The organism is Citrobacter sp. MGH105, assembly GCF_001037485.2.
Taxonomy (GTDB): Bacteria; Pseudomonadota; Gammaproteobacteria; order Enterobacterales; family Enterobacteriaceae; genus Citrobacter; species Citrobacter portucalensis.
Window position 1 is genome coordinate 2,153,863 of the sequence record NZ_CP073048.1, and the last position, 23,050, is coordinate 2,176,912.

Annotated in this window: 28 protein-coding genes; 11 read left to right on the forward strand and 17 right to left on the reverse strand. The window is 51.5% G+C overall.

Features of this window, described 5'->3' with window-relative positions:
• Positions 1-8: 8 nt before the first annotated feature.
• The 6 genes from cheY to bglB all read left to right on the forward strand — a co-directional run bounded on the left by cheY (position 9) and on the right by bglB (position 6,274).
• A complete protein-coding gene (gene cheY / locus SK35_RS10260; RefSeq protein ID WP_003034656.1) occupies positions 9-398 on the forward strand; it encodes a chemotaxis response regulator CheY in 390 nt (129 codons plus the stop codon).
• Positions 399-408: 10 nt separating this feature from the next.
• On the forward strand, positions 409-1,053 hold the full coding sequence (gene cheZ / locus SK35_RS10265; protein ID WP_003034659.1) for a protein phosphatase CheZ: 645 nt from the start codon (positions 409-411) through the stop codon (positions 1,051-1,053).
• A 158-nt stretch (positions 1,054-1,211) separates the two neighbouring features.
• The gene (flhB, locus tag SK35_RS10270; protein ID WP_048216123.1) at positions 1,212-2,363 is read left to right on the forward strand and encodes a flagellar biosynthesis protein FlhB; all 1,152 of its coding nucleotides are present in this window, start codon (positions 1,212-1,214) and stop codon (positions 2,361-2,363) included.
• Positions 2,356-4,434: a flagellar biosynthesis protein FlhA gene (flhA, locus tag SK35_RS10275; RefSeq protein WP_003833865.1), complete on the forward strand. Its 2,079-nt coding sequence runs from the start codon at positions 2,356-2,358 to the stop codon at positions 4,432-4,434. The genes flhB and flhA overlap by 8 nt, the downstream gene beginning before the upstream one ends.
• The gene (gene flhE / locus SK35_RS10280; protein ID WP_008785064.1) at positions 4,434-4,826 is read left to right on the forward strand and encodes a flagellar protein FlhE; all 393 of its coding nucleotides are present in this window, start codon (positions 4,434-4,436) and stop codon (positions 4,824-4,826) included. The genes flhA and flhE overlap by 1 nt, the downstream gene beginning before the upstream one ends.
• Before the next feature lie 308 nt (positions 4,827-5,134).
• Positions 5,135-6,274: a beta-galactosidase BglB gene (gene bglB, locus SK35_RS10285; protein ID WP_008785063.1), complete on the forward strand. Its 1,140-nt coding sequence runs from the start codon at positions 5,135-5,137 to the stop codon at positions 6,272-6,274.
• Here bglB and mrdA read toward each other — a convergent pair.
• Entirely contained in the window at positions 6,246-8,183 is a 1,938-nt protein-coding gene (gene mrdA / locus SK35_RS10290; RefSeq protein ID WP_048216124.1) for a penicillin-binding protein 2, read from the reverse strand. The two genes, bglB and mrdA, sit on opposite strands and share 29 nt — an antisense overlap.
• Positions 8,184-8,413: 230 nt before the next feature.
• Entirely contained in the window at positions 8,414-10,147 is a 1,734-nt protein-coding gene (gene argS, locus SK35_RS10295; protein ID WP_048216125.1) for an arginine--tRNA ligase, read from the reverse strand.
• A 238-nt stretch (positions 10,148-10,385) separates the two neighbouring features.
• Here argS and SK35_RS10300 point away from each other — a divergent pair, with 238 nt between their 5' ends.
• Together SK35_RS10300 and cutC are read left to right on the forward strand one after the other, a co-directional pair.
• On the forward strand, positions 10,386-10,952 hold the full coding sequence (locus SK35_RS10300) for a VOC family protein (protein WP_003833855.1): 567 nt from the start codon (positions 10,386-10,388) through the stop codon (positions 10,950-10,952).
• Between the two features lie 2 nt (positions 10,953-10,954).
• On the forward strand, positions 10,955-11,701 hold the full coding sequence (gene cutC / locus SK35_RS10305; protein WP_048216126.1) for a copper homeostasis protein CutC: 747 nt from the start codon (positions 10,955-10,957) through the stop codon (positions 11,699-11,701).
• A gap of 235 nt (positions 11,702-11,936) precedes the next feature.
• Here the strand turns inward: cutC and cmoB are convergent, their stop codons facing one another.
• The 14 genes from cmoB to SK35_RS10375 all read right to left on the reverse strand — a co-directional run bounded on the left by cmoB (position 11,937) and on the right by SK35_RS10375 (position 20,455).
• Positions 11,937-12,905 carry a tRNA 5-methoxyuridine(34)/uridine 5-oxyacetic acid(34) synthase CmoB gene (gene cmoB, locus SK35_RS10310; RefSeq protein ID WP_048216127.1) on the reverse strand — a complete coding sequence of 323 codons (969 nt, stop codon included), beginning with the start codon at positions 12,903-12,905 and terminating at the stop codon, positions 11,937-11,939.
• Complete coding sequence (cmoA, locus tag SK35_RS10315; protein WP_003034686.1) at positions 12,902-13,645, reverse strand: carboxy-S-adenosyl-L-methionine synthase CmoA; 744 nt, start codon at positions 13,643-13,645, stop codon at positions 12,902-12,904. The genes cmoB and cmoA overlap by 4 nt, the downstream gene beginning before the upstream one ends.
• 40 nt (positions 13,646-13,685) lie before the next feature.
• A complete protein-coding gene (locus SK35_RS10320) occupies positions 13,686-14,081 on the reverse strand; it encodes an MAPEG family protein (RefSeq protein ID WP_003833847.1) in 396 nt (131 codons plus the stop codon).
• 52 nt (positions 14,082-14,133) lie between these two features.
• The gene (locus SK35_RS10325; protein WP_048216128.1) at positions 14,134-14,907 is read right to left on the reverse strand and encodes a DUF72 domain-containing protein; all 774 of its coding nucleotides are present in this window, start codon (positions 14,905-14,907) and stop codon (positions 14,134-14,136) included.
• A complete protein-coding gene (locus tag SK35_RS10330) occupies positions 14,886-16,199 on the reverse strand; it encodes a tyrosine-type recombinase/integrase (protein ID WP_048216129.1) in 1,314 nt (437 codons plus the stop codon). Before SK35_RS10330 ends, SK35_RS10325 begins: the two co-directional genes overlap by 22 nt.
• A 58-nt stretch (positions 16,200-16,257) precedes the next feature.
• Complete coding sequence (locus SK35_RS10335; RefSeq protein WP_046669980.1) at positions 16,258-16,494, reverse strand: excisionase family protein; 237 nt, start codon at positions 16,492-16,494, stop codon at positions 16,258-16,260.
• A gap of 40 nt (positions 16,495-16,534) precedes the next feature.
• Positions 16,535-17,104, reverse strand: coding sequence for a 3'-5' exonuclease (locus SK35_RS10340; RefSeq protein WP_048216422.1), 570 nt, complete (start codon positions 17,102-17,104; stop codon positions 16,535-16,537).
• A gap of 1 nt (position 17,105) precedes the next feature.
• On the reverse strand, positions 17,106-17,783 hold the full coding sequence (locus tag SK35_RS10345) for a hypothetical protein (RefSeq protein ID WP_048216130.1): 678 nt from the start codon (positions 17,781-17,783) through the stop codon (positions 17,106-17,108).
• A complete protein-coding gene (locus SK35_RS10350; protein WP_048216131.1) occupies positions 17,776-18,120 on the reverse strand; it encodes a hypothetical protein in 345 nt (114 codons plus the stop codon). The genes SK35_RS10345 and SK35_RS10350 overlap by 8 nt, the downstream gene beginning before the upstream one ends.
• Positions 18,117-18,371: a hypothetical protein gene (locus SK35_RS10355; RefSeq protein WP_048216132.1), complete on the reverse strand. Its 255-nt coding sequence runs from the start codon at positions 18,369-18,371 to the stop codon at positions 18,117-18,119. The genes SK35_RS10350 and SK35_RS10355 overlap by 4 nt, the downstream gene beginning before the upstream one ends.
• Positions 18,368-18,544 carry a hypothetical protein gene (locus tag SK35_RS10360; RefSeq protein WP_001253786.1) on the reverse strand — a complete coding sequence of 59 codons (177 nt, stop codon included), beginning with the start codon at positions 18,542-18,544 and terminating at the stop codon, positions 18,368-18,370. Before SK35_RS10360 ends, SK35_RS10355 begins: the two co-directional genes overlap by 4 nt.
• Entirely contained in the window at positions 18,532-19,071 is a 540-nt protein-coding gene (locus SK35_RS10365; RefSeq protein ID WP_048216133.1) for a hypothetical protein, read from the reverse strand. Before SK35_RS10365 ends, SK35_RS10360 begins: the two co-directional genes overlap by 13 nt.
• A gap of 128 nt (positions 19,072-19,199) precedes the next feature.
• Complete coding sequence (locus tag SK35_RS10370; RefSeq protein WP_048216134.1) at positions 19,200-20,027, reverse strand: YfdQ family protein; 828 nt, start codon at positions 20,025-20,027, stop codon at positions 19,200-19,202.
• A 56-nt stretch (positions 20,028-20,083) separates the two neighbouring features.
• Positions 20,084-20,455, reverse strand: a complete 372-nt coding sequence (locus SK35_RS10375) for a hypothetical protein (RefSeq protein ID WP_001515608.1) — start codon at positions 20,453-20,455, stop codon at positions 20,084-20,086.
• Positions 20,456-21,103: 648 nt separating this feature from the next.
• Here SK35_RS10375 and SK35_RS10380 point away from each other — a divergent pair.
• Positions 21,104-21,310, forward strand: a complete 207-nt coding sequence (locus SK35_RS10380; protein WP_003839207.1) for a hypothetical protein — start codon at positions 21,104-21,106, stop codon at positions 21,308-21,310.
• 75 nt (positions 21,311-21,385) lie between these two features.
• On the opposite strand, the gene SK35_RS10385 is transcribed toward SK35_RS10380, so the two are convergent.
• Complete coding sequence (locus SK35_RS10385) at positions 21,386-22,096, reverse strand: LexA family transcriptional regulator (RefSeq protein ID WP_048216135.1); 711 nt, start codon at positions 22,094-22,096, stop codon at positions 21,386-21,388.
• Positions 22,097-22,195: 99 nt separating this feature from the next.
• Here SK35_RS10385 and SK35_RS10390 point away from each other — a divergent pair, with 99 nt between their 5' ends.
• Together SK35_RS10390 and SK35_RS10395 are read left to right on the forward strand one after the other, a co-directional pair.
• Positions 22,196-22,438: an antirepressor protein Cro gene (locus SK35_RS10390; protein ID WP_003839211.1), complete on the forward strand. Its 243-nt coding sequence runs from the start codon at positions 22,196-22,198 to the stop codon at positions 22,436-22,438.
• A gap of 28 nt (positions 22,439-22,466) precedes the next feature.
• Positions 22,467-23,018, forward strand: a complete 552-nt coding sequence (locus tag SK35_RS10395) for a YmfL family putative regulatory protein (RefSeq protein WP_048216423.1) — start codon at positions 22,467-22,469, stop codon at positions 23,016-23,018.
• Positions 23,019-23,050 lie beyond the last annotated feature (32 nt).

Consider the following 23,050-nt stretch of genomic DNA (forward strand, 5'->3'; position numbering starts at 1 on the left):
TTATTTTTATGGCGGATAAAGAGCTTAAGTTTTTGGTTGTGGATGACTTTTCCACCATGCGTCGCATCGTGCGTAACCTGCTTAAAGAGCTGGGATTCAACAATGTTGAAGAGGCTGAAGACGGCGTGGATGCGCTGAACAAGCTGCAGGCTGGGGGATTCGGTTTTGTTATTTCTGACTGGAACATGCCGAACATGGATGGACTGGAACTGCTGAAAACCATCCGTGCCGATGGCGGGATGGCTTCTCTGCCGGTGCTGATGGTCACGGCAGAAGCGAAAAAAGAGAACATCATTGCGGCAGCACAGGCAGGTGCCAGTGGCTATGTCGTGAAACCGTTCACGGCGGCGACGCTGGAAGAAAAACTGAATAAAATCTTTGAGAAACTGGGCATGTGAGGGTGTGATGATGATGCAACCACAAATTAAACCTGCTGACGAACACTCTGCAGGGGACATCATCGCGCGCATCGGCAGTTTGACCCGAATGCTGCGCGACAGCCTGCGTGAACTGGGGCTGGATCAGGCCATTGCCGAAGCGGCAGAAGCGATTCCTGATGCCCGCGATCGTCTCGATTACGTTGTACAGATGACCGCGCAGGCGGCGGAGCGTGCGCTAAACAGCGTAGAAGCTTCGCAGCCGCATCAGGACGCGATGGAAAAAGGGGCCAAAGACCTGACTAAACGCTGGGATGAATGGTTCGAAAATCCGATCGAACTCTCCGACGCCCGTGAACTGGTCACCGATACCCGTCAGTTCCTTGGTGATGTACCTGGACATACCAGCTTTACCAATGCCCAGCTGCTGGACATCATGATGGCGCAGGATTTCCAGGATCTCACCGGACAGGTCATCAAGCGCATGATGGATGTTATCCAGGAAATTGAACGTCAGCTGCTGATGGTTCTGTTGGAAAACATTCCGGAACAGGGCGCTCGTCCAAAACGTGAAAACGAAAGCTTGCTTAACGGCCCGCAGGTTGACGCCTCGAAAGCCGGTGTAGTGGCAAGTCAGGATCAGGTTGACGACCTGCTGGATAGCCTCGGGTTCTGATGCGTATTTGCCGGATGTGAGGCGTGGGCCTCTCATCCGGCTTACGCGCAATTCTGCTTAAAGCCATAAATCCCGTCTTTTTTACCGCTTACTCTTCCCATTGCTGGATAGCTGTTCTGGCATCATTCTCGCCTATATCTCTATCCAGGGTCTGATGCGTGGCAGAAGAAAGCGACGACGACAAAACAGAAGCCCCCACACCCCACCGACTTGAAAAAGCGCGGGAAGAAGGGCAGATCCCCCGATCCAAAGAGCTAACCTCACTGCTTATTTTGCTGGTGGGTGTGTGCATTATCTGGATTGGTGGGGAGTCGCTTGCCCGTAGGCTGGCTGGCATGCTGTCGGCCGGATTACGTTTTGACCACAGTATGGTCAACGACCCGAATCTGATCCTCAGCCAAATCATCCTGCTGATTAAAGACGCGATGATTGCGCTGTTGCCGTTGATTACCGGCGTCGTTCTGGTGGCTTTAATTTCCCCGGTGATGCTTGGCGGCTTGATTTTCAGCGGTAAATCCCTGCAACCCAAATTCTCTAAGCTGAATCCGCTGCCGGGCATTAAGCGCATGTTTTCCGCGCAAACCGGCGCAGAACTGCTCAAAGCAATACTGAAGTCCACGTTGGTGGGAAGCGTGGCCGGATTTTATCTCTGGCATAACTGGCCGGCGATGATGCGTCTGATGGCGGAGTCACCGATTACGGCGATGGGCAATGCCCTGGATTTAGTCGGTATGTGTGCACTACTGGTGGTGCTTGGCGTTATTCCGATGGTGGGGTTCGACGTCTTTTTCCAGATCTATAGCCATGTGAAAAAACTGCGTATGTCGCGTCAGGATATCCGCGATGAATTTAAGCAAAGCGAAGGTGACCCGCACGTTAAGGGCAAAATTCGTCAAATGCAGCGCGCGGCCGCTCAGCGTCGCATGATGTCGGATGTGCCGAAAGCAGACGTTATTGTCACTAACCCTACGCACTACTCAGTGGCGTTGAAGTATGACGAGAACAAAATGAGCGCGCCGAAAGTTGTTGCGAAAGGGGCCGGGCTGGTTGCGCTGCGCATTCGTGAAATTGGCGCAGAGCACCGTGTCCCGACATTAGAAGCGCCACCACTGGCGCGTGCGCTCTATCGCCATGCTGAGATTGGTCAGCAAATACCGGGGCAATTATACGCCGCCGTTGCCGAAGTACTGGCATGGGTATGGCAGCTAAAACGCTGGCGTCTGGCTGGCGGCAAACGTCCACCACAACCTGAAAACCTTCCGGTGCCAGAAGCACTGGATTTCATGAACGAGAAGAATACTGATGGCTAATCTGGTCGCGATGCTGCGTCTGCCCAGCAACCTGAAATCCACGCAATGGCAAATCCTTGCCGGACCGATCCTCATCCTGCTGATTTTGTCGATGATGGTGCTGCCGCTGCCGGCTTTCGTCCTCGATTTGCTGTTCACATTTAACATTGCGCTGTCGATCATGGTGCTGCTGGTGGCGATGTTCACCCAGCGTACACTGGAGTTTGCCGCATTCCCGACGATTTTGCTGTTTACCACATTATTACGTCTGGCGCTGAACGTCGCGTCTACCCGTATCATTTTAATGGAAGGACACACTGGCGCGGCGGCGGCGGGGAAGGTGGTTGAAGCCTTCGGCCACTTCCTGGTGGGCGGTAACTTTGCGATCGGCATCGTGGTCTTCGTGATTCTCGTTATCATTAACTTTATGGTAATCACCAAAGGTGCAGGGCGTATCGCCGAGGTTGGCGCGCGCTTCGTTCTGGATGGTATGCCCGGCAAGCAGATGGCGATTGATGCAGATTTAAATGCCGGTCTGATTGGCGAAGATGAAGCTAAAAAACGACGCTCGGAAGTGACCCAGGAAGCGGATTTTTACGGCTCAATGGACGGTGCGAGTAAATTCGTCCGTGGAGATGCCATCGCTGGTATTTTGATCATGGTAATCAACGTGGTCGGCGGTCTGTTAGTTGGGGTGTTGCAGCATGGTATGAGCATGGGCAGCGCTGCGGAAAGTTATACCCTGCTGACCATCGGTGACGGGCTGGTGGCACAAATTCCTGCGCTGGTTATCTCTACCGCGGCGGGTGTTATCGTGACCCGCGTGAGTACCGACCAGGACGTAGGCGAACAGATGGTGACCCAACTGTTCAGCAACCCCAGCGTCATGTTGCTCAGTGCGGCGGTACTTGGACTTTTGGGTCTGGTACCGGGCATGCCGAACCTGGTGTTTCTGATGTTTACTGCCGCATTGTTGGCTCTGGCATGGTGGATGCGCGGTCGTGAGCAAAAAGCGCCAGATGAACCGCAGCCGGTGAAAATGCCGGAAAACAACTCCGTGGTGGAAGCCACATGGAACGACGTGCAGTTGGAAGATTCGCTGGGCATGGAGGTAGGTTACCGCCTGATCCCAATGGTGGACTTTCAACAGGATGGCGAGTTGCTGGGGCGAATTCGCAGTATTCGTAAGAAATTTGCCCAGGATATGGGCTTCCTGCCGCCGGTGGTACACATTCGAGACAATATGGATCTGCAGCCAGCCCGCTATCGAATTTTGATGAAAGGGGTAGAAATTGGCAGCGGTGACGCCTATCCGGGACGCTGGCTGGCCATTAACCCGGGCACTGCCGCCGGGTCGCTGCCGGGTGAGAAAACGGTCGATCCGGCGTTCGGACTGGATGCTATCTGGATTGAAAGCGCATTGAAGGAACAGGCGCAGATTCAGGGCTTTACGGTGGTTGAAGCCAGTACTGTTGTCGCTACGCATCTAAACCACCTGATTGGGCAGTTCGCCGCTGAGCTATTTGGCCGTCAGGAGGCGCAACAGCTACTGGATCGAGTGTCGCAGGAGATGCCAAAGCTGACGGAAGATCTGGTGCCGGGCGTTGTGACGCTCACCACGCTGCATAAAGTGCTGCAGAACTTGCTGGATGAGAAAGTACCGATTCGCGATATGCGCACCATTCTTGAAACGCTGGCGGAACATGCGCCGTTGCAAAACGATCCGCATGAGCTTACCGCGGTTGTCCGTGTTGCGTTAGGACGCGCCATCACTCAGCAGTGGTTCCCGGGTAATGAAGAGGTTCAGGTTATCGGTCTTGATACTCCGCTCGAGCGTTTGCTGCTGCAAGCGCTGCAGGGGGGCGGCGGCCTGGAGCCTGGGCTTGCAGACCGACTGCTGGCCCAGACTCAGGAAGCGCTGTCCCGGCAGGAAATGTTGGGCGCGCCGCCGGTCTTGCTGGTTAATCACGCGTTACGTCCGTTACTGGCGCGGTTTTTACGCCGCAGCATTCCGCAGTTGGTGGTGTTATCGAATATGGAGCTTTCCGATAACCGCCATATCCGCATGACGGCGACCATTGGAGGTAAATAATGCGTAATTTATTGTGGTTGTTGTTTTTTCCTCTGGTGGCGCAGGCCGCCGGAGAAGGGGCCTGGCAGGCAAGTGGCATGGGGATCACCTTAAATCACCGTGGCCAGTCAGCCTCGTCTGATCCTTTGGTTCCCAGCCAGCCGGTCTCAGGCTTGATGACGCTGGTGGCCTGGCGCTATGAACTGAATGGCCCCACGCCCGCAGGTTTGCGGGTGCGTTTATGTTCTCAGTCCCGTTGTGTCGAGCTGGACGGGCAAAGTGGGACCACCAACGGGTTCAATAACGTTCCGGCCATTGAACCGATGCATTTTGTCTGGGAGGTCCCCGGCGGTGGTCGCCTGATCCCCGCGTTACGCATTCAGAGCAATCAGGTGATTGTGAACTACCGTTAACCCCCTCCGTCATTCAGACCAGCAGTTGAAACTGCTGGTTGTTTCAACATTGCAGCTTCTCATTCAATTAAATAGAAACGTCGTTTTATAAAATAAGTGACGTACGTTGCCGGACTCTTTGTATTCTTGCCATTTCACGAATCCTTCTGGCAGAAATAGAAAGGTTTCACTTTCTGTTAGCTTTTACTGTGACCCTATAAGGATGCCCATTGTCAAAGCGAGGATTGCGGGGCCTCCCAAATAAAGCTGCTGCGCCGTAACAGGGGCAGGTCACAGCATTGAATCCGACATTGACAGAGGTTTAGTAAATGATTGTTTACCCGGTTAAACATAGCCCGTTATTGCGCCAGCCAGAACATTTTATTGCCAGGGATGAATTAAAAACGCTGATCAAAAAGGTGACGCATAACCTGGTCAATATTCATGACGAAACCGGTGAGTTCTTACTGCGTCTGGACGATGGACGCGTAATTGATACTAAAGGCTGGGCGGGATGGGAGTGGACACACGGCGTCGGCCTGTACGGGATGTATCAGTACTATCTGCAAACCGGCGATGAAACGATGCGCGATATCATCGATAGCTGGTTTGCCGATCGCTTTGCTGAAGGCGCAACCACTAAAAACGTGAACACCATGGCGCCATTTTTAACGTTGGCGTATCGCTATGAAGAGACGCGTAATCCAGCGTATCTGCCGTGGCTCGACAGCTGGGCTGAGTGGGCAATGCATGAGATGCCGCGTACCGAATTTGGTGGTATGCAACACATCACGCTGGCGGAAGAAAACCATCAACAGATGTGGGATGACACGCTGATGATGACGGTTTTACCGCTGGCGAAGATTGGCAAGCTACTCAATCGCCCGGACTACATCGAAGAGGCAACGTATCAGTTCCTGCTGCACGTGCAAAACCTGATGGATAAAGAAACGGGGCTGTGGTTCCACGGCTGGAGCTATGAAGGAAATCATAACTTTGCTAATGCCCGCTGGGCGCGTGGCAACAGTTGGTTAACTATCGTGATCCCGGACTTCCTCGAATTACTTGATTTACCGGAAAACAATGCTGTTCACCGCTATCTGGTACAGGTCCTGAACGCGCAAATCGCGGCGCTGGCGAAATGCCAGGATGAAAGTGGGTTGTGGCATACCTTGCTGGACGACCCGCAGTCGTATCTGGAAGCATCGGCAACTGCCGGATTTGCCTATGGGATCCTCAAAGCAGTACGTAAACGCTACGTTGGGCAAGAGTATGCGCCGGTAGCCGAAAAAGCCATTCGCGGCATTGTGCAGCATATTTCACCGGAAGGTGAACTGCTGCACACCTCGTTTGGTACCGGGATGGGACACAATCTCGATTTCTACCGCAACATCCCTCGGACCTCCATGCCTTACGGACAGGCGATGGCGATGCTGTGCCTTACCGAATACTTGCGAAAGTATTTTTGATATCGGTATTCGATGGCGATACTGCTATCGGACCTGATTGTTCAGTCGTCACTGTTTGTACCGTGTTGTCCTGCGGGGCAAACAGATGATCCATGATCTGACGCATAACCGGCGCGGCGGTGACACCATCGCTGCCGCCGTTTTCCAGAATTAACGCCACCGCGACCTTCGGGTTCTTATAGGGTGCAAATGCGGTATAGAACACGTGGTCGCGCAAGCGGACAGGGATCATCTTCGCATTGTAGGTCTGATTTTCTTTCAGGCTAAAGACCTGCGAGGTGCCGCTTTTTGCCGCAATGCCGTATGGCGCGGTGTGAAAGAACTTATAACCTGTACCATTTGGTTCATTCGCCATGCCGAACATCGCCTGACGCACCAGTCCCCAGTAGGGCGATGAGGCCGAGGCGATTTGTGATGGTGCTTCTGGAGCCTGATACGGCGTGATGGTTTTGCCGCTCTCTTCATCGAGCAGCAGGTGAGGGACGATAACCTTGCCGTTGTTAATCAGTGCGACCATGGCTTTTACCATCTGAATAGGTGTGGCAATCCAGTAGCCCTGACCGATGCCAACTGAAATAGTGTCCCCCTGATACCAGGCTTTTTTGTGCACTTTTTGCTTCCATTCGCGGCTCGGAAGCAGGCCGTTATACTCCTCATCAAGATCGATGCCGGTCGGTTTACCATAACCAAACTGGCTGAGCATGCTGTTAATCCGGTCGATCCCCATCATATACGCCACCTGATAGAAGAACGTATCGGCAGACTCTTCTATCGCTTTGGTGACATCCAGCATACCGTGGCCCGTTTTTTTCCAGTCACGGTAATGTCGCTCGGTGCCGGGTAGCGTCCAGGTAGGGGCGCCGAAGAAACTGGTCTGCGGCGTGATCACACCGTTCAGTAATGCCGACATCGCCATATACGGTTTGACCGTTGAAGCGGGAGGGTACAATCCCTGCGTGACGCGGTTGATTAATGGCAGGTCTTTATCCTGGAGTAGCTTGTTATAGTCCTGATAGCTGATGCCTTTGACAAACGGATTGGGGTCATAGCTGGGGTTTGAGACCATCGCCAGGACGGAACCGTCGTGTGGATCTTCAACCAAAACGGCGGCACGCTGGCCAGCCAACAAACTCTCAATGTATTGCTGTAAATGTAAATCCAGCGTCAGATGGATATCTTTTCCGGCAACGGGCGGCACATCTTTGATCAGGCGTACGATGCGTCCGTGGTTATCTACTTCCACCTCCTGATAACCGGTTTTTCCATGCAGTTCGTTTTCGTAATAGCGCTCAATACCTTGCTTACCGATGTTGTGATCGGCGGCGTAGTTCTCCGCCAGACCCTTTTGATCCAGTGCTTTCAGGTCGTTGTCATTGATTTTTGAAACATAACCCAGGACATGCGCCAGCGCCGCGCCATAGGGATACTGGCGGTCTTCGTAACTATTGATGTTGACGCCGCTAAAATGAAACTGGTTTACCGAAAAACGGGCGATTTCGACATCGGTTAGCGCATTTTTTAGCACCACAGGACGATAGCGGCTGCTGGCTTTCAGCTCATGGCGAAACTGGTCTATGTCATCAGGTGTGAGGTCAACGATCGGCGTGAGCTGCTGGAGTAACGCATTCATATCGCTGATTTTATACGGCGTAACGGAAATATCGTACCAGGTAACGTTGCGCACCAGCGGGATGCCATTGCGATCGTAAATCATGCCACGCGTTGGGGCGACGGGCAGCATTTTGATGTCGTTTGCATTCGACCGGGTGGTGTAATACTGGTGCTGGCAGATTTGTAAGTTATACAGATTGTAAATCAGGATGCCAAAACAGATGACTACCAGGCCAAAGGCCACCAATACACGCCGCTGGAAGAGTTTTTCTTCCGCCTCAAAATCTCTGAATGTCATTGACCCGTACCCGATTAATTCGCCGCCTAATGATACGGAGGCTTAGACGGGATGACAGGCAAAAGATGTTCCATATCTCTAGGGAAATGTGTCATTCCTTGTGGGTTGTTACAAATTACAGTGAACGTAGCCGTTTCTCGTCGGCCTGAGTGTGCTGCCTACGAGGGCGGTCATTCGGGGAAATAAAAAAACCCGCGACATAGCGCGGGCTTTCATATTACTTGAGGTGATTACATACGTTCTACGGTTTCGATACCCAGTGTATCCAGACCCAGCTTCAGGGTTTTCGCCGTCAGTTGTGCCAGCTTCAGTCGGCTGTTACGAATCTCTTCGTTTTCAGCGCTGAGAATAGGGCAGTGCTCGTAGAAGCCTGAGAACAGACCAGCAACGTCGTACAGATAAGCACACATCACGTGTGGCGTACCTTCACGCGCAACGACGGTCAACGTTTCTTCAAACTGCAACAGACGCGCCGCCAGTTGAGCCTCGCGATCTTCGCTGATAACGACCTGCGCATTTGCCAGCGCGCTTTCGTCCATATCTGCTTTACGGAACACGGACAGTACGCGGGTATAAGCGTACTGCATATATGGCGCGGTGTTACCTTCGAACGCCAGCATGTTGTCCCAGTCGAAGATGTAGTCGGTGGTACGGTTTTTGGACAGATCCGCGTATTTCACTGCGCCGATACCGACCGCATTTGCCAGTTTTTCCAGTTCGTCGGCAGGCATGTCCGGGTTCTTCTCCGCGACCAGACGACGTGCGCGCTCCAGCGCTTCATCCAGCAGATCGGCCAGTTTAACCGTGCCGCCCGCGCGGGTTTTGAACGGTTTACCGTCTTTGCCCAGCATCATACCGAACATGTGGTGTTCCAGCGGCACTGAATCCGGCACATAACCGGCTTTACGTACGATGGTCCAGGCCTGCATTAAGTGCTGATGCTGGCGAGAGTCGATGTAATAAAGAACGCGATCGGCATGCAGGGTTTCGTAACGATACTTGGCGCAGGCGATGTCGGTTGTGGTGTAAAGATAGCCGCCATCTTTCTTCTGAATGATAACGCCCATCGGTTCGCCTTCCTTGTTCTTATACTCATCAAGGAATACGACGGTAGCGCCTTCGCTTTCAACAGCCAGACCTTTCGCCTTCAGATCGGCGACGATGCCAGGTAGCATCGGGTTGTACAGGCTTTCGCCCATGACGTCGTCACGGGTCAGGGTAACGTTGAGGCGATCGTAGGTTAACTGGTTCTGCGACATGGTAATGTCGACCAGTTTGCGCCACATCTCGCGGAAGTATTCGTCACCGCCTTGCAGTTTCACAACATAACTACGGGCGCGTTCCGCGAAGGCTTCATCTTCGTCGTAATGTTTTTTCGCATCACGGTAGAAACCTTCCAGGTCAGCCAGCGCCATCTCTCCGGCATTTTCCTGCTGCTGTTTTTCCAGCCATGCGATGAGCATACCGAACTGAGTACCCCAGTCGCCGACGTGGTTAGCGCGAATAACGTTGTGACCGAGGAACTCCAGCGTACGCACCGCCGCGTCACCGATGATGGTGGAACGCAGGTGACCAACGTGCATCTCTTTCGCTACGTTAGGCGCGGAGTAGTCAACCACGACGGTTTGTTTAGCCGGTTGAGTTACGCCCAGACGATCGGAAGCCAGCGCCTGCTGAACGTGCAGCGCCAGAAATGCTGGATTGAGAAAAATATTGATAAAGCCCGGGCCTGCAATTTCAACTTTGCTGGCAATCCCGTTGAGATCCAGATGAGTCAGCACCTGCTCAGCCAGTTGTCGCGGCGCCATACCCAGTTTTTTAGCGACAGCCATCATGCCGTTAGCTTGATAGTCGCCGAACTGTACTTTTGCTGACTGACGAACCTGCGGTTCGCAATCTGCAGGTGCGCCTGCAGCAATCATGGCCTGACTGACTTTTTCTGAGAGAAGAGCCTGAATATTCACCGGAATACCTTACATTTATGAAGCGGCCTAAAATTCACCGCACCAGTTTAAGAATTAAGGGCGGGAGTATACTGCAAATGCCCGTTGCCGTCAGCATTGTGTGTACCGCCAGTAGCCTGAAATATAAACAATGCAATGGCGTAAATTTATTCATGATGTGTTCGGAGAAAACAGCGGTTGGATGGCGCAGCGCAACAGAGTAAATTAGCGACTTTGAACATGGATATGAGCTTTTAATATGGCGAACTGGCAAACCGTTGCAGAACTACAGGATATTTCTGCAGATTTACCGCATTTCACGCAGGCATTAACGGAACTTTCTACCCGTCTTGGGCTGGATATCACAGGCCTGGAAGCCGATCACATTTCCTTGCGTTGCCATCAAAATACCACCGCAGAACGCTGGCGTCGTGGGTTTGAACAGTGCGGTGAATTGTTGTCAGAAAACATCATTAACGGCAGACCTATTTGTCTTTTTAAACTGCATGAGCCGGTTTGTGTGCAACATTGGCAATTTTCCATCGTCGAACTGCCGTGGCCGGGCGAAAAACGCTACCCTCATGAAGGCTGGGAACATATTGAAATTGTTCTGCCGGGAGAGGCGGAAACGCTGAATGCGCGAGCGCTGGCGCTGCTTTCCGATCACGGTCTGAGTCAACCGGGCATTTTTGTGAAAACCAGCTCGCCAAAAGGAGAGCGTGAGCGTTTACCGAATCCGACGCTGGCGGTTAGCGATGGTAGCGTGACGATAAAATTCCATCCGTGGTCGATTGAAACCATTGTGGCAAGCGAACGTCAGGAGTGAGCATGGCTATACTGGAAATCTGCTGTTACAGCATGGAGTGCGCGCGCACGGCGCAGCAAAACGGCGCGGATCGTATTGAACTATGCTCGGCACCCAAAGAAGGGGGCTTAACGCCGTCACTGGGCGTCTTGCGTTCCGTTCGCCAGCACATTTCGATTCCCGTCAATCCCATTATTCGCCCACGTGGAGGCGACTTTTGCTACACCGAAGGTGAATTTGCTGCAATGCTGGATGATATTGCGATGGTCAGGGAACTGGGATTCTCAGGGCTGGTGACCGGCATTTTAGATGTGGATGGCAATGTCGATATGCCGCGCATGGAGAAAATAATGATTGCCGCCGGTTCGCTGCAAGTCACTTTTCATCGGGCCTTTGATATGTGTGCTAACCCACTCAATGCGCTTAAAAAATTAGCTGATTTGGGCATTGCCAGAGTACTCACTTCAGGGCAAAAATCAGATGCGGCGCAAGGTTTAACAAAAATAATGGAACTTATTGCGCAGCCCGGTGCTCCAATCATTATGGCCGGAGCGGGGGTTCGCGCCTCGAATTTGTCCCTGTTCCTTGATGCTGGAGTGCAGGAAGTCCACAGTTCTGCCGGAGTATGGCTGGCTTCACCAATGCGTTATCGCAATTCGGGGTTGTCGATGTCTTCGGATACGCAGGCGGATGAGTATTCGCGCTATGCGGTAGACGGGACGGCGGTTGCTGAAATGAAAGCAATCATTGCACACCATCAGGCCAGCTGATTTTTACCGTTGCATCATGTCGCCCAATATGATGCTTGCTCGTACCAGGCCCCTGCAATTTCAACAGGGGCCTTTTTTTCTCCTTCATATTTCAAGCCGCAGCAGCGTTGGCCGCCTCGCGCACCCCGGTCACGTAGTTATCTACGCTCCCGGGGATTTGCTGCGTTGCCGCCTTGCTGCAACTTGAACTATTTTGGAGAAACGGCGCTATACGTAACGGTCATTCGGCAATCTATTACGGCTTACGCGCAATCAATACCGCACGTAATGGGGCGGGGTAGCCTTCCACCGTTTTGCTGTGGTCGATAGGGTCGAGGAAGTCGGCCAGCGACTCGGTTACCATCCACTCGGTGCGGCGCTGCTCTTCGGTGGTGGTGACGCAGACATCGGCGATGCGCACATCAACAAAACCGCATTTTTCCAGCCAGTTTTTTAGCGCCAACGCAGATGGAATAAAGTAGACGTTACGCATCTGCGCGTAACGATCGCCCGGCACCAGTACGGTATTTTCATCACCTTCGACGACCAGCGTTTCCAGCACCAGTTCGCCATCTTTAACCAACTGATCCTTTAATTGCCACAGATGTTCCAGCGGCGATCGGCGGTGATAAAGCACGCCCATGGAGAACACAGTGTCAAAGGCGTTTAGCGCTGGAAGTTGCTCAATACCCAGCGGCAGCAGGTGAGCACGCTGGTCATTGCCCAGCAGTTTACGTACCGCCTCAAACTGGCACAGAAACAGTTGCGTAGGATCGATCCCAACCGCCAGATGCGCTCCAGCGCCAATCATGCGCCACATGTGATAGCCACTGCCACAGCCGACATCAAGAATGGTACGGCCGGTGAGATCAGACAAGTGCGGCAGAACGCGATCCCACTTCCAGTCGGAACGCCATTCGGTATCGATGTTGACGCCGTACAGCGAGTACGGTCCTTTACGCCATGGCATCAGGTTACGCATCAGGGTGTCGATGCGTTTAAGCTGGCCTTCGCTGAGCGGTTCTTTACTTTCTGCGGTAACGCTGTGTAGTAAGTCCAGACGATGCGGCGTCAGCTCGGGCAGAAACTCGACGGCGTTTGACCATTGCTTAAAAAGACCGTGCTGATCGCGCTGCCAGGCAGCGATTTGCGCCGGAAGCGTTTCCAGCCAATGGGACAGATGATTTTTGGCAATCAACTGATAAAAGTTACCAAAATCGATCATGCGCTAACCTCAGCTTTCAACGCCACCAGAGAGCCAAAGTTGAAGCACTGGAACCACAATTCGCTGTGCTCAAAGCCGGCCTGATGCAGTCGCGCTTTGTGCGTTTCTACCGAGTCGGTCAGCATCACGTTTTCCAGCATGCTGCGTTTCTGACTAATTTCCAGTTCGCTGTAGCCATTGGCCCGTTTGAAGTCGTGGTGCATGTTGAACAGCAGCTCGCCAACGTTAGCGTCTTCGAAACTGAATTTTTCAGACAGCACCAGCGCGCCGCCGGGATTCAACCCTTGATAAATCTTATCCAACAATGCCTGGCGCTCAGGTGGCTCAAGGAATTGCAGGGTAAAATTCAGCACCACCATCGAGGCGTTTTCGATAGTAATGTTGCGAATATCGCCTTCGACTACCTCAACCGGGGTCGGTGCCTTATAGGCGTCAATATGACGACGGCAGCGCTCAACCATCGCCGGGGAGTTATCGACGGCAATAATTTTGCAATTCTCGTGATGAATATTGCGACGCACCGAGAGCGTCGCCGCGCCCAGAGAACAGCCCAGATCGTAGACCTGCGTGTTGGGTTGTACGAAACGTTCGGCCAGCATGCCAATCATAGAAATGATATTGGAATAGCCAGGAACGGAACGCTGGATCATATCCGGGAAGACTTCAGCTACCCGTTCATCAAAGGTCCAGTCACCCAGACTGGCGATAGGCGCAGAAAAAAGCGTGTCGCGGTGAGACATAACGTAAAAATCCGGGAAAAATAAAGTGGCGTATTGTGCGCTAATGCAGGGAGAAAACCAACTCCCAGGGCATATACCAAAGATTCGCCAGCACCATTAGCAACAGCGAACACCAGGTTGCGCTCATGCCTGAACGGCGCCAGCGGAAGAGCCGGTGGTGGAATCCGTAATAATGCATCAGTCGTCCGGCAATCAACATCAGCCCGCAAATATGCACCATCCACGTCTCTGCGCCGTTCATTTCCATAAATAACAGCAGCACTAACGCGACGGGAATATATTCCACCGCATTACCGTGAATGCGGATAGCGCTTTGCAGTTCACTAAAACCTCCATCGCCATAGGCAACGCGATATTGCATGCGCAGGCGAACGACGTCAAAGGAGAACTTTATTAACAATAACGCACCCAATACGGCATAAAGCGCGCTTACCATACAAACTCCCTTTTAAAATGGCTGCTGGCACTGACTATGATAGGTGGCAATTTCAGAAAAGAGAAGATTGCTGTGGAATAGAGGGTGCTGATCCGATCTCTGGCAGGGCGCTGCGTAAATCTGCCCATAGCGTATTAACAAGCTCCGGAGCCTGCGCGATGTCCGGCGTATGCAAAAACAGATACGGCGTCGTGGTGCGTTGCCATAGCGATAGCTTGGTCAGCCAGACGGCAAAAAGATCGCTGTTTTGTGCCATATTATCGCTACCGATAAAGCGTACCATCGGATGGTTTGCCGTCACTACCGCATGCACCGGAACCTTCGGTTTCTTGCGCTGGGCGTCACGTATTGCTTCAGTATGCGGGATTGCGGCATGCACCGGGCGGCTGTCCAGAATCACCCGGTTTACTCCACGCTCGTGTAAACCGCGATTAAATAGCTGCTCGGCTTCGCCTTTGGCAAAAAAGTCTGGATGGCGAACTTCCACACCGTAGGTAAAGGATTTCGGGAGCGTATCGAGAAACTGCCACAGGGCAGGCAGATCGCGTGGGCCAAAAGTCGCAGGTAATTGCAGCCAGTATTGTCCAATGCGCGATTCCAGCGGCGACATGCGCGTAAAAAATTCCTGTACCAGGTCATCACAATTACGCAGCGCAGCCTGATGCGAAATGGTCGCCGGAAATTTAAAACAAAATCGAAACGCATCGGTGGTCTGTGCCTGCCAGCGGGCAACAATATCGGATTTAGGCAGCGCATACAGCGTGGTATTGCCCTCCACGCAGTTAACATGACGGGCGTTAGGGGTTAACTTACTGATTTTAATAATCCTCCCGTACTGTTCTCGTGGCTATGGGGCATCAATGGGGCAAAATCTGCCAGCTTCTGATTCAGCATTGCGATCTGCTCTGCGCTGCTGTCAGCCATCCATGCACCGTAAACATTGAACACCATCTGCGCGCTCGCATGCCCCATCTGACTGGCAATAAAACTCGGGTTTGCACCAGCAGATAATGACCAGCACGCATAGGTATGTCGTGACTGGTACGCCTTTCTGTGTCTGATCCCCGCGCGCTTTAGTGCCGCTTCCCATGAGTCGCCTACTGAATCGACCCGGTAGATAAATCCGACCTGCTTACTGCGTCTGACTACATGCGGGTTAAAGACGAATGTACACTCATGGTTCACCGAACGGCCGTACTCACGTAACTGCACTTCAATGTGATATTGCCTGCCCAGCCTTGTCATTTCAGCCTGATTTTTCAGGATACTGATTGCGGGCTGGATAAGATGCACTACTCGATCTGTGCTTGCCTCGGTTTTCGGTAGAGTGAACTCACCAAGTTTCGTATAATTACGCCTGACGGTAATTGTTCCCGCCTTCAGGTCGATATCTTCCCAGGCCAGGGAGACCAGTTCCCCGTGACGCATTCCTGTGTACACTGCTAATGACCACAGGTTTTTCGTCTGCTGATGCCGGCATGCATCTATCAGGCGAATAAATTCATCACGAGACAGAGGATCTGGTTCTGCCCTGGCTTTTTTCAGAGGCTTAATTCCCTCGAATGGGTTCACCTCTAAGTAACCGTGATCCGCAGCAAACTGAAACATTCCGGCCATTGTCGTCATGTAATAGTTCACGGTAACAACGCTTCGCCCTTTTGCCGGGACTTTGTTTTTCGTCGGATTCTGGTAACCAGTTAGCAAATCTTTCCTGAGATACAGCAATTCCTCTTTGGTTACTGCTGATACCAAGCGATTACCTCCGATCCTCGGCACCATATTCCTTGCGACAGACTCATAGCGATTGAATGCGTTCGCGCAGATTTCCATCCGTTTCAGATCCAGCCATTTTTCTTCAAGTTCTTTCACTGTAATGTCTTTTTTACTTACACCAAAAGCCTTGAGGTTAGGGGAGTCAGGAAACTGGGTTGCATAATCAAAGGTTCCTGTGCGGATGGCAAAACATACTGATGTCCGCAGTTCCCCGGCTATCTTCCTGTTCTTAGCGGTGTCAGGGACACCGAGACTTTCCCTGACACGCTTACCTTTAAAATTAAACCAGATGCGTAAAGTGCCACCGTGGTTTTCGACGCCTGTTGGATATGTGACTTTATCCATTGGTGTTACCTCCAGACGCCCAAGAGCGATACGAGCTTACCTTTTTCATGGCATCAAATCACCCTGGCTGCTTGCATTTCATTGAAGCGACCCAGGCATCTACAGCCTTTCTGTTATACATGCACTCACTGGACGGTTTTGGATTCCCGTCAGGCGAGACGTGGATATATTCCCTCCCAACCATCCAGCACTCTTTTCTGGCACGGAGGATGGTTCCGGGTTTGAGCCCGGTAACCGCGATCAGAACGCTTTCACAAACCCAATCGTTGGGAGCTAACTGGAAAATATTGCTCATAATTATTTCTCCATTATCCCGGCTGCACCCGGGGAAAACTTTAGCTGTTGCTGGTGGTTGGGATTAGTTTCTGCCAAATCTCTGAAACATATTTCGCCTGGTGGCGGGCATCAGCCAGTGCGTTATGTGCAACCCCATCAAATGGCATATCACGCTTAGGATCGAAACCTACAACTCTGCCCAATGTGACGATGGTTCTGACGTCGTGATCATTCCAAAATTGCCACGGGCAAACCTGGCCGGCACGCTCATATGCGCCGCGCAATATAACGTTGTCGAAAGTAGCTCCATTGCCCCAAACTTTTAAATATTTAGGGTTATCAGAATGCCGATTAATGAAATGGCTCAGTTCAGATAGGGCAGATGATATCGGCATCGCATCATCAACACAGATTGCTGATCGTGCTTCTGAGCTTTGTCTTAACCACCACAGAATAGTGTCACCATCCGGCACCGCTCCCTGCTCCATAGCGCTTTCAAGATTAATAGCGGTGTAAAACTCCTGACCCAGTTCACCACTTTGCGGATCGAAGAATACGGCACCAATGGAGACGATAGGGGCATTCGGTTTTTTGCCCATGGATTCGAGGTCGATCATTAAATTGTTCACGTTATACATTCTCCTGCTGCGGTGCTGCTGCGAAATGTTCGACACCTTTAGCCCAAATAGCTTTGATGGTCGTCCATGTGACAGGAACGGTGATTTCAATTCTTCCGCTTCCGTCGCAGGTTTCGCAATCATCATCACCAAAACACTCTGGGCAGTTTATAAATTTCGTTTCTGAAAACTCACCGGACAGCACTCTTTTTGCGCCGTTCTCAGCGGTTAGTTTCTTCGGGACCAGCACGTAACCATCCTGAGTTACCGGAGAGTTGCCAGCCTGAAGCATGGCGGCGCGGCAAGCATCATACGATTCACGCATCGCGTCTTTGACCCAACCAAGTGGCTTATCACCGCGAATTGCCAGCCATTCATCGAACGTTGGCACTACCGGCGCTGGAGGGGCGGCATAGAGTGGGGTCACCTTTACGCTATCCCAGGATAAATCCCTTGCTCGCTCCTCGTCATTGGTAACATGCCATTGATTTAGGTGGAACCATCGCCACGCCACAGGCTCAGAACCAAACGCCGAAATAGCCTCATCAATCACCTTCAATACATCAGCGAGAATGTAAGCTCTGTTCCCGCCGTTTGAGTACTGGGTATCATGTTGCAGGTGCTCGCGTATCTGGTGCAGGCGATCGACAGATACAGGACCGTGCACCGGGTGGTTTGTGCTTTTAGTCATTCCATGCCTCCAGCTCGTTCTGGATTTCCTCGTCGACCTCGTCATTTGTGGCATCTTCGTTCAGATAGTCGCGCGCCTCTTTGAGATACTGTTCACGGCGTTCGTGGTACCAGGCAGAGAACTCCGGCGACCACCCTCGATTAGCCCCCTGAAAATCTACCATCGCATTATCCTCTGCCATACGCTCGACCATGCAGTCGGCAGTTGTCAGGGCGCATTCCCGGATGTAACTGCGAAGGTGGTGCTTACGCCAGTACGGACTGTATTTTGAATCGCAGCGGCTTTTAAATTCGACAGTCCAGCGACGGATGCAACGTGCGTTCAGTGATTTACTCATTGTGTTGCTCCCTGTCTGGCTCTATTCAATAACTGGTTAAACATCATGGTTAGGCTGTTACTGCACCCAAATGGCATATCGTTAACACGGTATGTTGGAATGCCCTTGCGAACACCAGACTTCACGATCCTGCCAGTGGTAAAGAGTTGCGATAACGAACCAGCGATCGAAGCTGTTTTTTTGTTTAAACCCTTAGCTATTTCAGCGCTGGTGGCGTTGGGGTGAGCCTGGAGATATTCAAATACGGTCATGGCGTTTTACCTTTACGTTCCTGTTCCAGTTGCACCAGAGACTCTTTTAATGCTGCGAACGTAGCATCCAGTCTTGTGGCGACTTCGCGCATAAGCGGTGCATGCTTTGGTGGCAGTTCAGCAACGGAGGCAAAAGCCTCCGCAACGAGTTCTTTTACCTTCATGCGGCGCATTGGCGCAGCTCCGCCAGTTCGTTAAAGCGGTTCATGAACAGGCCATAGGCTTGACCAGGACGGAGAGGGATAACCTGAACGAGATCAGAGCAGGGAATACCTTCGAGAATTTCCCACTTCGAACCGTCATCGATTTCCAGATCACGGCGCTCGGTGGCTAACATGGTTAGATCGGCATATTTCACGACAGCAGCTTGTTCGAGAGAGATACCGAATTTAAAGCGGATAAGACCATCAACATAAGTTTCCATGCGTTGGTAGTCAGGTAACAGGGCTTTGAGCGGGGCAGGAATATCCTGGCAATATGCCTCCGCAGCGTCGTGCATCAGCGCTTCAAAGGCGAACTCTGGCGGCACAATCTGGCTTACAAGCACAGAGTGCTGGGCCACGCTGTAGAACTCTGGAAGATGCCCAGCGAATCGACAGATGTTGGAAAGAGCAGTCGCGATATCCTCAACATCGATATCGTCGATTGTGGCGGTCAGGTAGTTAAATTTTTTACCGGATAATGTCTGAATGTAGCTCATGGTTTTCTCCATATTGGCGCGCTGCACCGCGCAGATTTTGGTTGCACGAATCCCTCGCCGGTTGGCGATAATTAATGGAATTACGCTTCAATAAATCCCCGCGGCGCCGGGGATTTAATGCAGAGCAATTAGGCTTTAAAGTTACCGATGAAAGTTTCCACTGATTCACCTTCGAACTTGCTGATCAGCAAATCGCGGAATTCGTTGGCGATCTCTTCTTCCTGGGCTTCAAGTTGGACGATGCGCAAAACAAAGCAGGGTTCATCGCTGGTCAGCAGGCTGTTACGCAAGTTAAAGCGGCGTTCGCCCAGACCTTCATACGGCACACATTTGAACTCAAACGCCACAGGCATTACGTCTTTGCTGCTTGCTTCAACGCTTTGCATCAGCGATTTTTTACCAGCGAAATCACCAGTTTCATGGTCCTGCTGTGTTGCTTGCTGAATAGTGATACGACGCACAGCCTGAGCCGCCTGTGAAATCTGCATCGTATTGCCATCAGCATCAAACGCCAGCAGGTAATCGCTCCAGTCTTCCAGCCATTCAGCGATTTGCTTTTGCTTCAGACGTTGACCATCGATCTGCAGTAACGCGCGGAACGGGGCGGTTTTCTTCAGGGTGATTGAAGCAACGTTATCGGCGTGACCTGGATTATCCAGGGTGCCGATGTTGAACACTGAACGGGCGGTCATGTTGTCAGCGTCAATGAAGCAACGAGCTGGCTCACTGTCGCTGGCGTAACCTTTAGAATAACGTGCGAAGTCGTCAATACTGGTTGTGGTCATTGCGCCACGAAAGCGGAAACGCTCCAGAGAAAAGCGCTCGAGGCTTTCAACGCCAGTACCCTCTGGTAGTAATGCGGTCGGGCAAGCCAGGCCCTGAATATCATTCAGGTGATAACCGGAAAGAACCAGGTCTTTGACCTGCTTGAAGGTACCGCTGTCTAACTGAGACATAAAAATTCCTTATTAACTGATGATCAAAGTGGTATCAGTGAGTTTGTTGTTGCGGATCACTGAGCCGCTTTAAGCTTTCCATCCACCGCGCCAGTGATCCCGAACAGCTGACCCTGATCTTCCTGCAGGATGGTTAGCTTCCCGCCTTTGTTGACCCACATCGGGGTTTCGGTTGTGTCCTCTTCTGAGGCTTTACCACGCGGTGTTGGGGTGCTGTAGTTCAGCTTGTGCTTGATCTTGACGCGCTTCTCTTCAACGGAATTACCCATGCGCTCAAAATCAAATGTGAGGACTACTTTGCCTTTGTTGCCGTTGTTCAGAACGCCAAGCGCGGTGGTATTAAGTGCTGCCGCGATTTTGTTCATGAACACGCCGGCATCCAGTTCGCCAAGAAAATCTGGCACTACGGTCATGCGGTCATTACTCATAGTTTTACCCTCGTTAAGGCGGCTGCAACCGCCGAACTTTCTCCATACACAACAGAGAAGGGCACCTGCATTTGTAGGCGACTGCAACCGCCATCCTCTTGCCCGGGTGGATTGGGTTATGAGCCCGTCGCCCGGTGATGCCCTTTTCTGTTGTGCCCTGAAAAAGGCTGGCGGTTACCGGACAAGTGGGAAAACACCGGGCCGCCAGAACAGGGAGTTACTTGTTATTGCTTTGGCCTGCTTTTAACCACATCAGGCGCGGTGGTAGGTATCTTCGGGCGGGGTGCTAAGGGGGTGATTAGCCCTTGCCCTTAACACTCCTGCAGGTTTTGGTATTCCTGGCTTGGGTATCGCCACCAGCTATAGGAATTTGACTACGAGTTGCGGTTAATCAGACCGCGCCTCTGTTCCCCCTCCCGAAGACACCTGTCAGCGAATCATCCGGTTATTCATACGTCACCGGCGGCAACATCGTGGGCGTCCTGCCTATCCGCTGTTGATGAATTGAATATACCTATGAGTAATTTTTGTGTAAATACCTTTTGGTATATTTTTATTTACCTTAATAACAACTAATTGCTTTTAATTGAATTTTATTTAAGGAGGTGATGCGTGTTATGCTCAAAAAAACACCAGAGAGGGCTTGGTATGGAACGTGACGAACTGGAAGAAGACCGTGCGGCATTCATAGCTGGCGAGATTGGCGGCGCAGTTGTCGAATTGATAATCGGCGGAGTAGTTATTAACCGTGATGCGATTGTCGATTGTTTGGAAAGAAAACGACGTGCGGTGGGAAATGTGATCCACAAAGGTGTTCTGCGAGACGCCGCTGCGATGGTGAGAAAAGGGCAATAAAAACCCGGCTCAGTGGCCGGGTTATATGTTATTTCATAAAGTGTTAGGTCTGTATCAACTATCCAAAGATAGCAACTACAGTTTATTGTAAGCTATTGATTCATGGAGCAGAGCTTTACCCATGATATACAGTTGATCCTGATTTTCTTCAGTTATATACCAGTCTTTGTACACTGGATTATCGGACAGGACTGCAAGCTGCAAGCCCTGCATTTGTAATCGCTTCACATGGAAGTGTTGTCCGAAAACGAACGCATAAACACCGTCCACCTTGAAATTTCTTATCGAAATATCGAAAAACAACCTGTCACCAGATTGGATGGTTGGGCACATGCTGTCGCCATCTACAGTCATTACTTTAACTTCATCCTGAGAACGATTCCCGAAGAGTGAACGAGCGTGCTCAGTGGTGAACTCAATAGCGTGTAGAACCTCAACAAACTCAGAAATCATGAAAGACCCTGGACCAGCACTCACAGTAAGATCGAGAACTTCTACACGATAGGTGTCGATATTGCGGGTGGGTACATCAATATCCATATTTGAGGTTGGGCCTAGACCATCCAACCATCCTCTGCTGATTTTCAGCGCATCCTCGATCTGACGAGCCGCCTGTTCACCAATATTCCGCTTATTAGGTTTACCAACAGGGTAAAGCATCCGAGAGACAACAGTCGGATCAAGCCCTGCATTTTCAGCAAACTCTTTCTGTGTTTTATAGCGAGTTACCAACTCCTGCAGTTTGAGGCGTCGCAACTCGAAGATGTCAGGCGATTCATTTTTCATAATTCCATCTTACTTAAATTTACTTCAAGGTAAATGACCTGCGAGTATTGACATGTATTTACTTAAAGGTATATTTAATTTCCAAACATAGGAGGCGTGATGGAAACGTTAAGAAATTACCTAAACGCTTTGTCGCTCGAAAAACAGAGAGAATTTGCAGCACGATGCGAAACCTCTCTTGAGTACCTGCGTAAAGCCATTAGCAAAAAGCAAAAGTTGGGAGCTGCTCTATCTGTTTCTATCGAAACACAATCTGGCGGCTCAGTTAGTAGAAAAAATCTTCACCCGGATGATTGGGAAAAGATTTGGCCTGAACTGGAGCATAAAAAATCAGCGGCATGAAAGTAACCACAGAATTAAGGGGTTAACCGTGGGTAACGAACCAATTTGGAAAGTCGAACGTCAGCCAGCCTGGCTGGTGGTCGCGATTAAAAAGACGATTACCGATCTGCCTGGCGGGTATGCCGAGGCCGCGGAATGGTTGGGTGTGACAGAGAACGCATTATTTAACCGCCTTCGTGTTGACGGCGACCAGATATTCCCGCTGGGCTGGGCAATGGTTTTACAACGTGCTGGTGGCTCAACTCATATAGCTGATGCCGTTGCGCGCCATTCTCAGGGCGTATTTGTACCGCTGGCAGATGTTGATGATCTGGATAACGCCGATATCAACCAGCGCCTGATGGAATCCATCGAATGGATAGGCCGTCATTCTAATTTTGTACGTAAAGCCACGGCTGATGGGGTGATTGACGCAGATGAGCGAGCTCAGATTGAGGAAAACAGCTATCAGGTTATCGCGAAGTTCCAGGAGCACGTAACACTTCTTTATCGAGTTTTTTGTGTCGCTGAAAAGAGTGACGCCCGCGAGTGTGCAGCTCCGGGCGCCTTGGCGAACAACTCTTCGAGTATGGAGAAATAATCCGCATGAGCAGTTTAACGGCTTTTAACCGT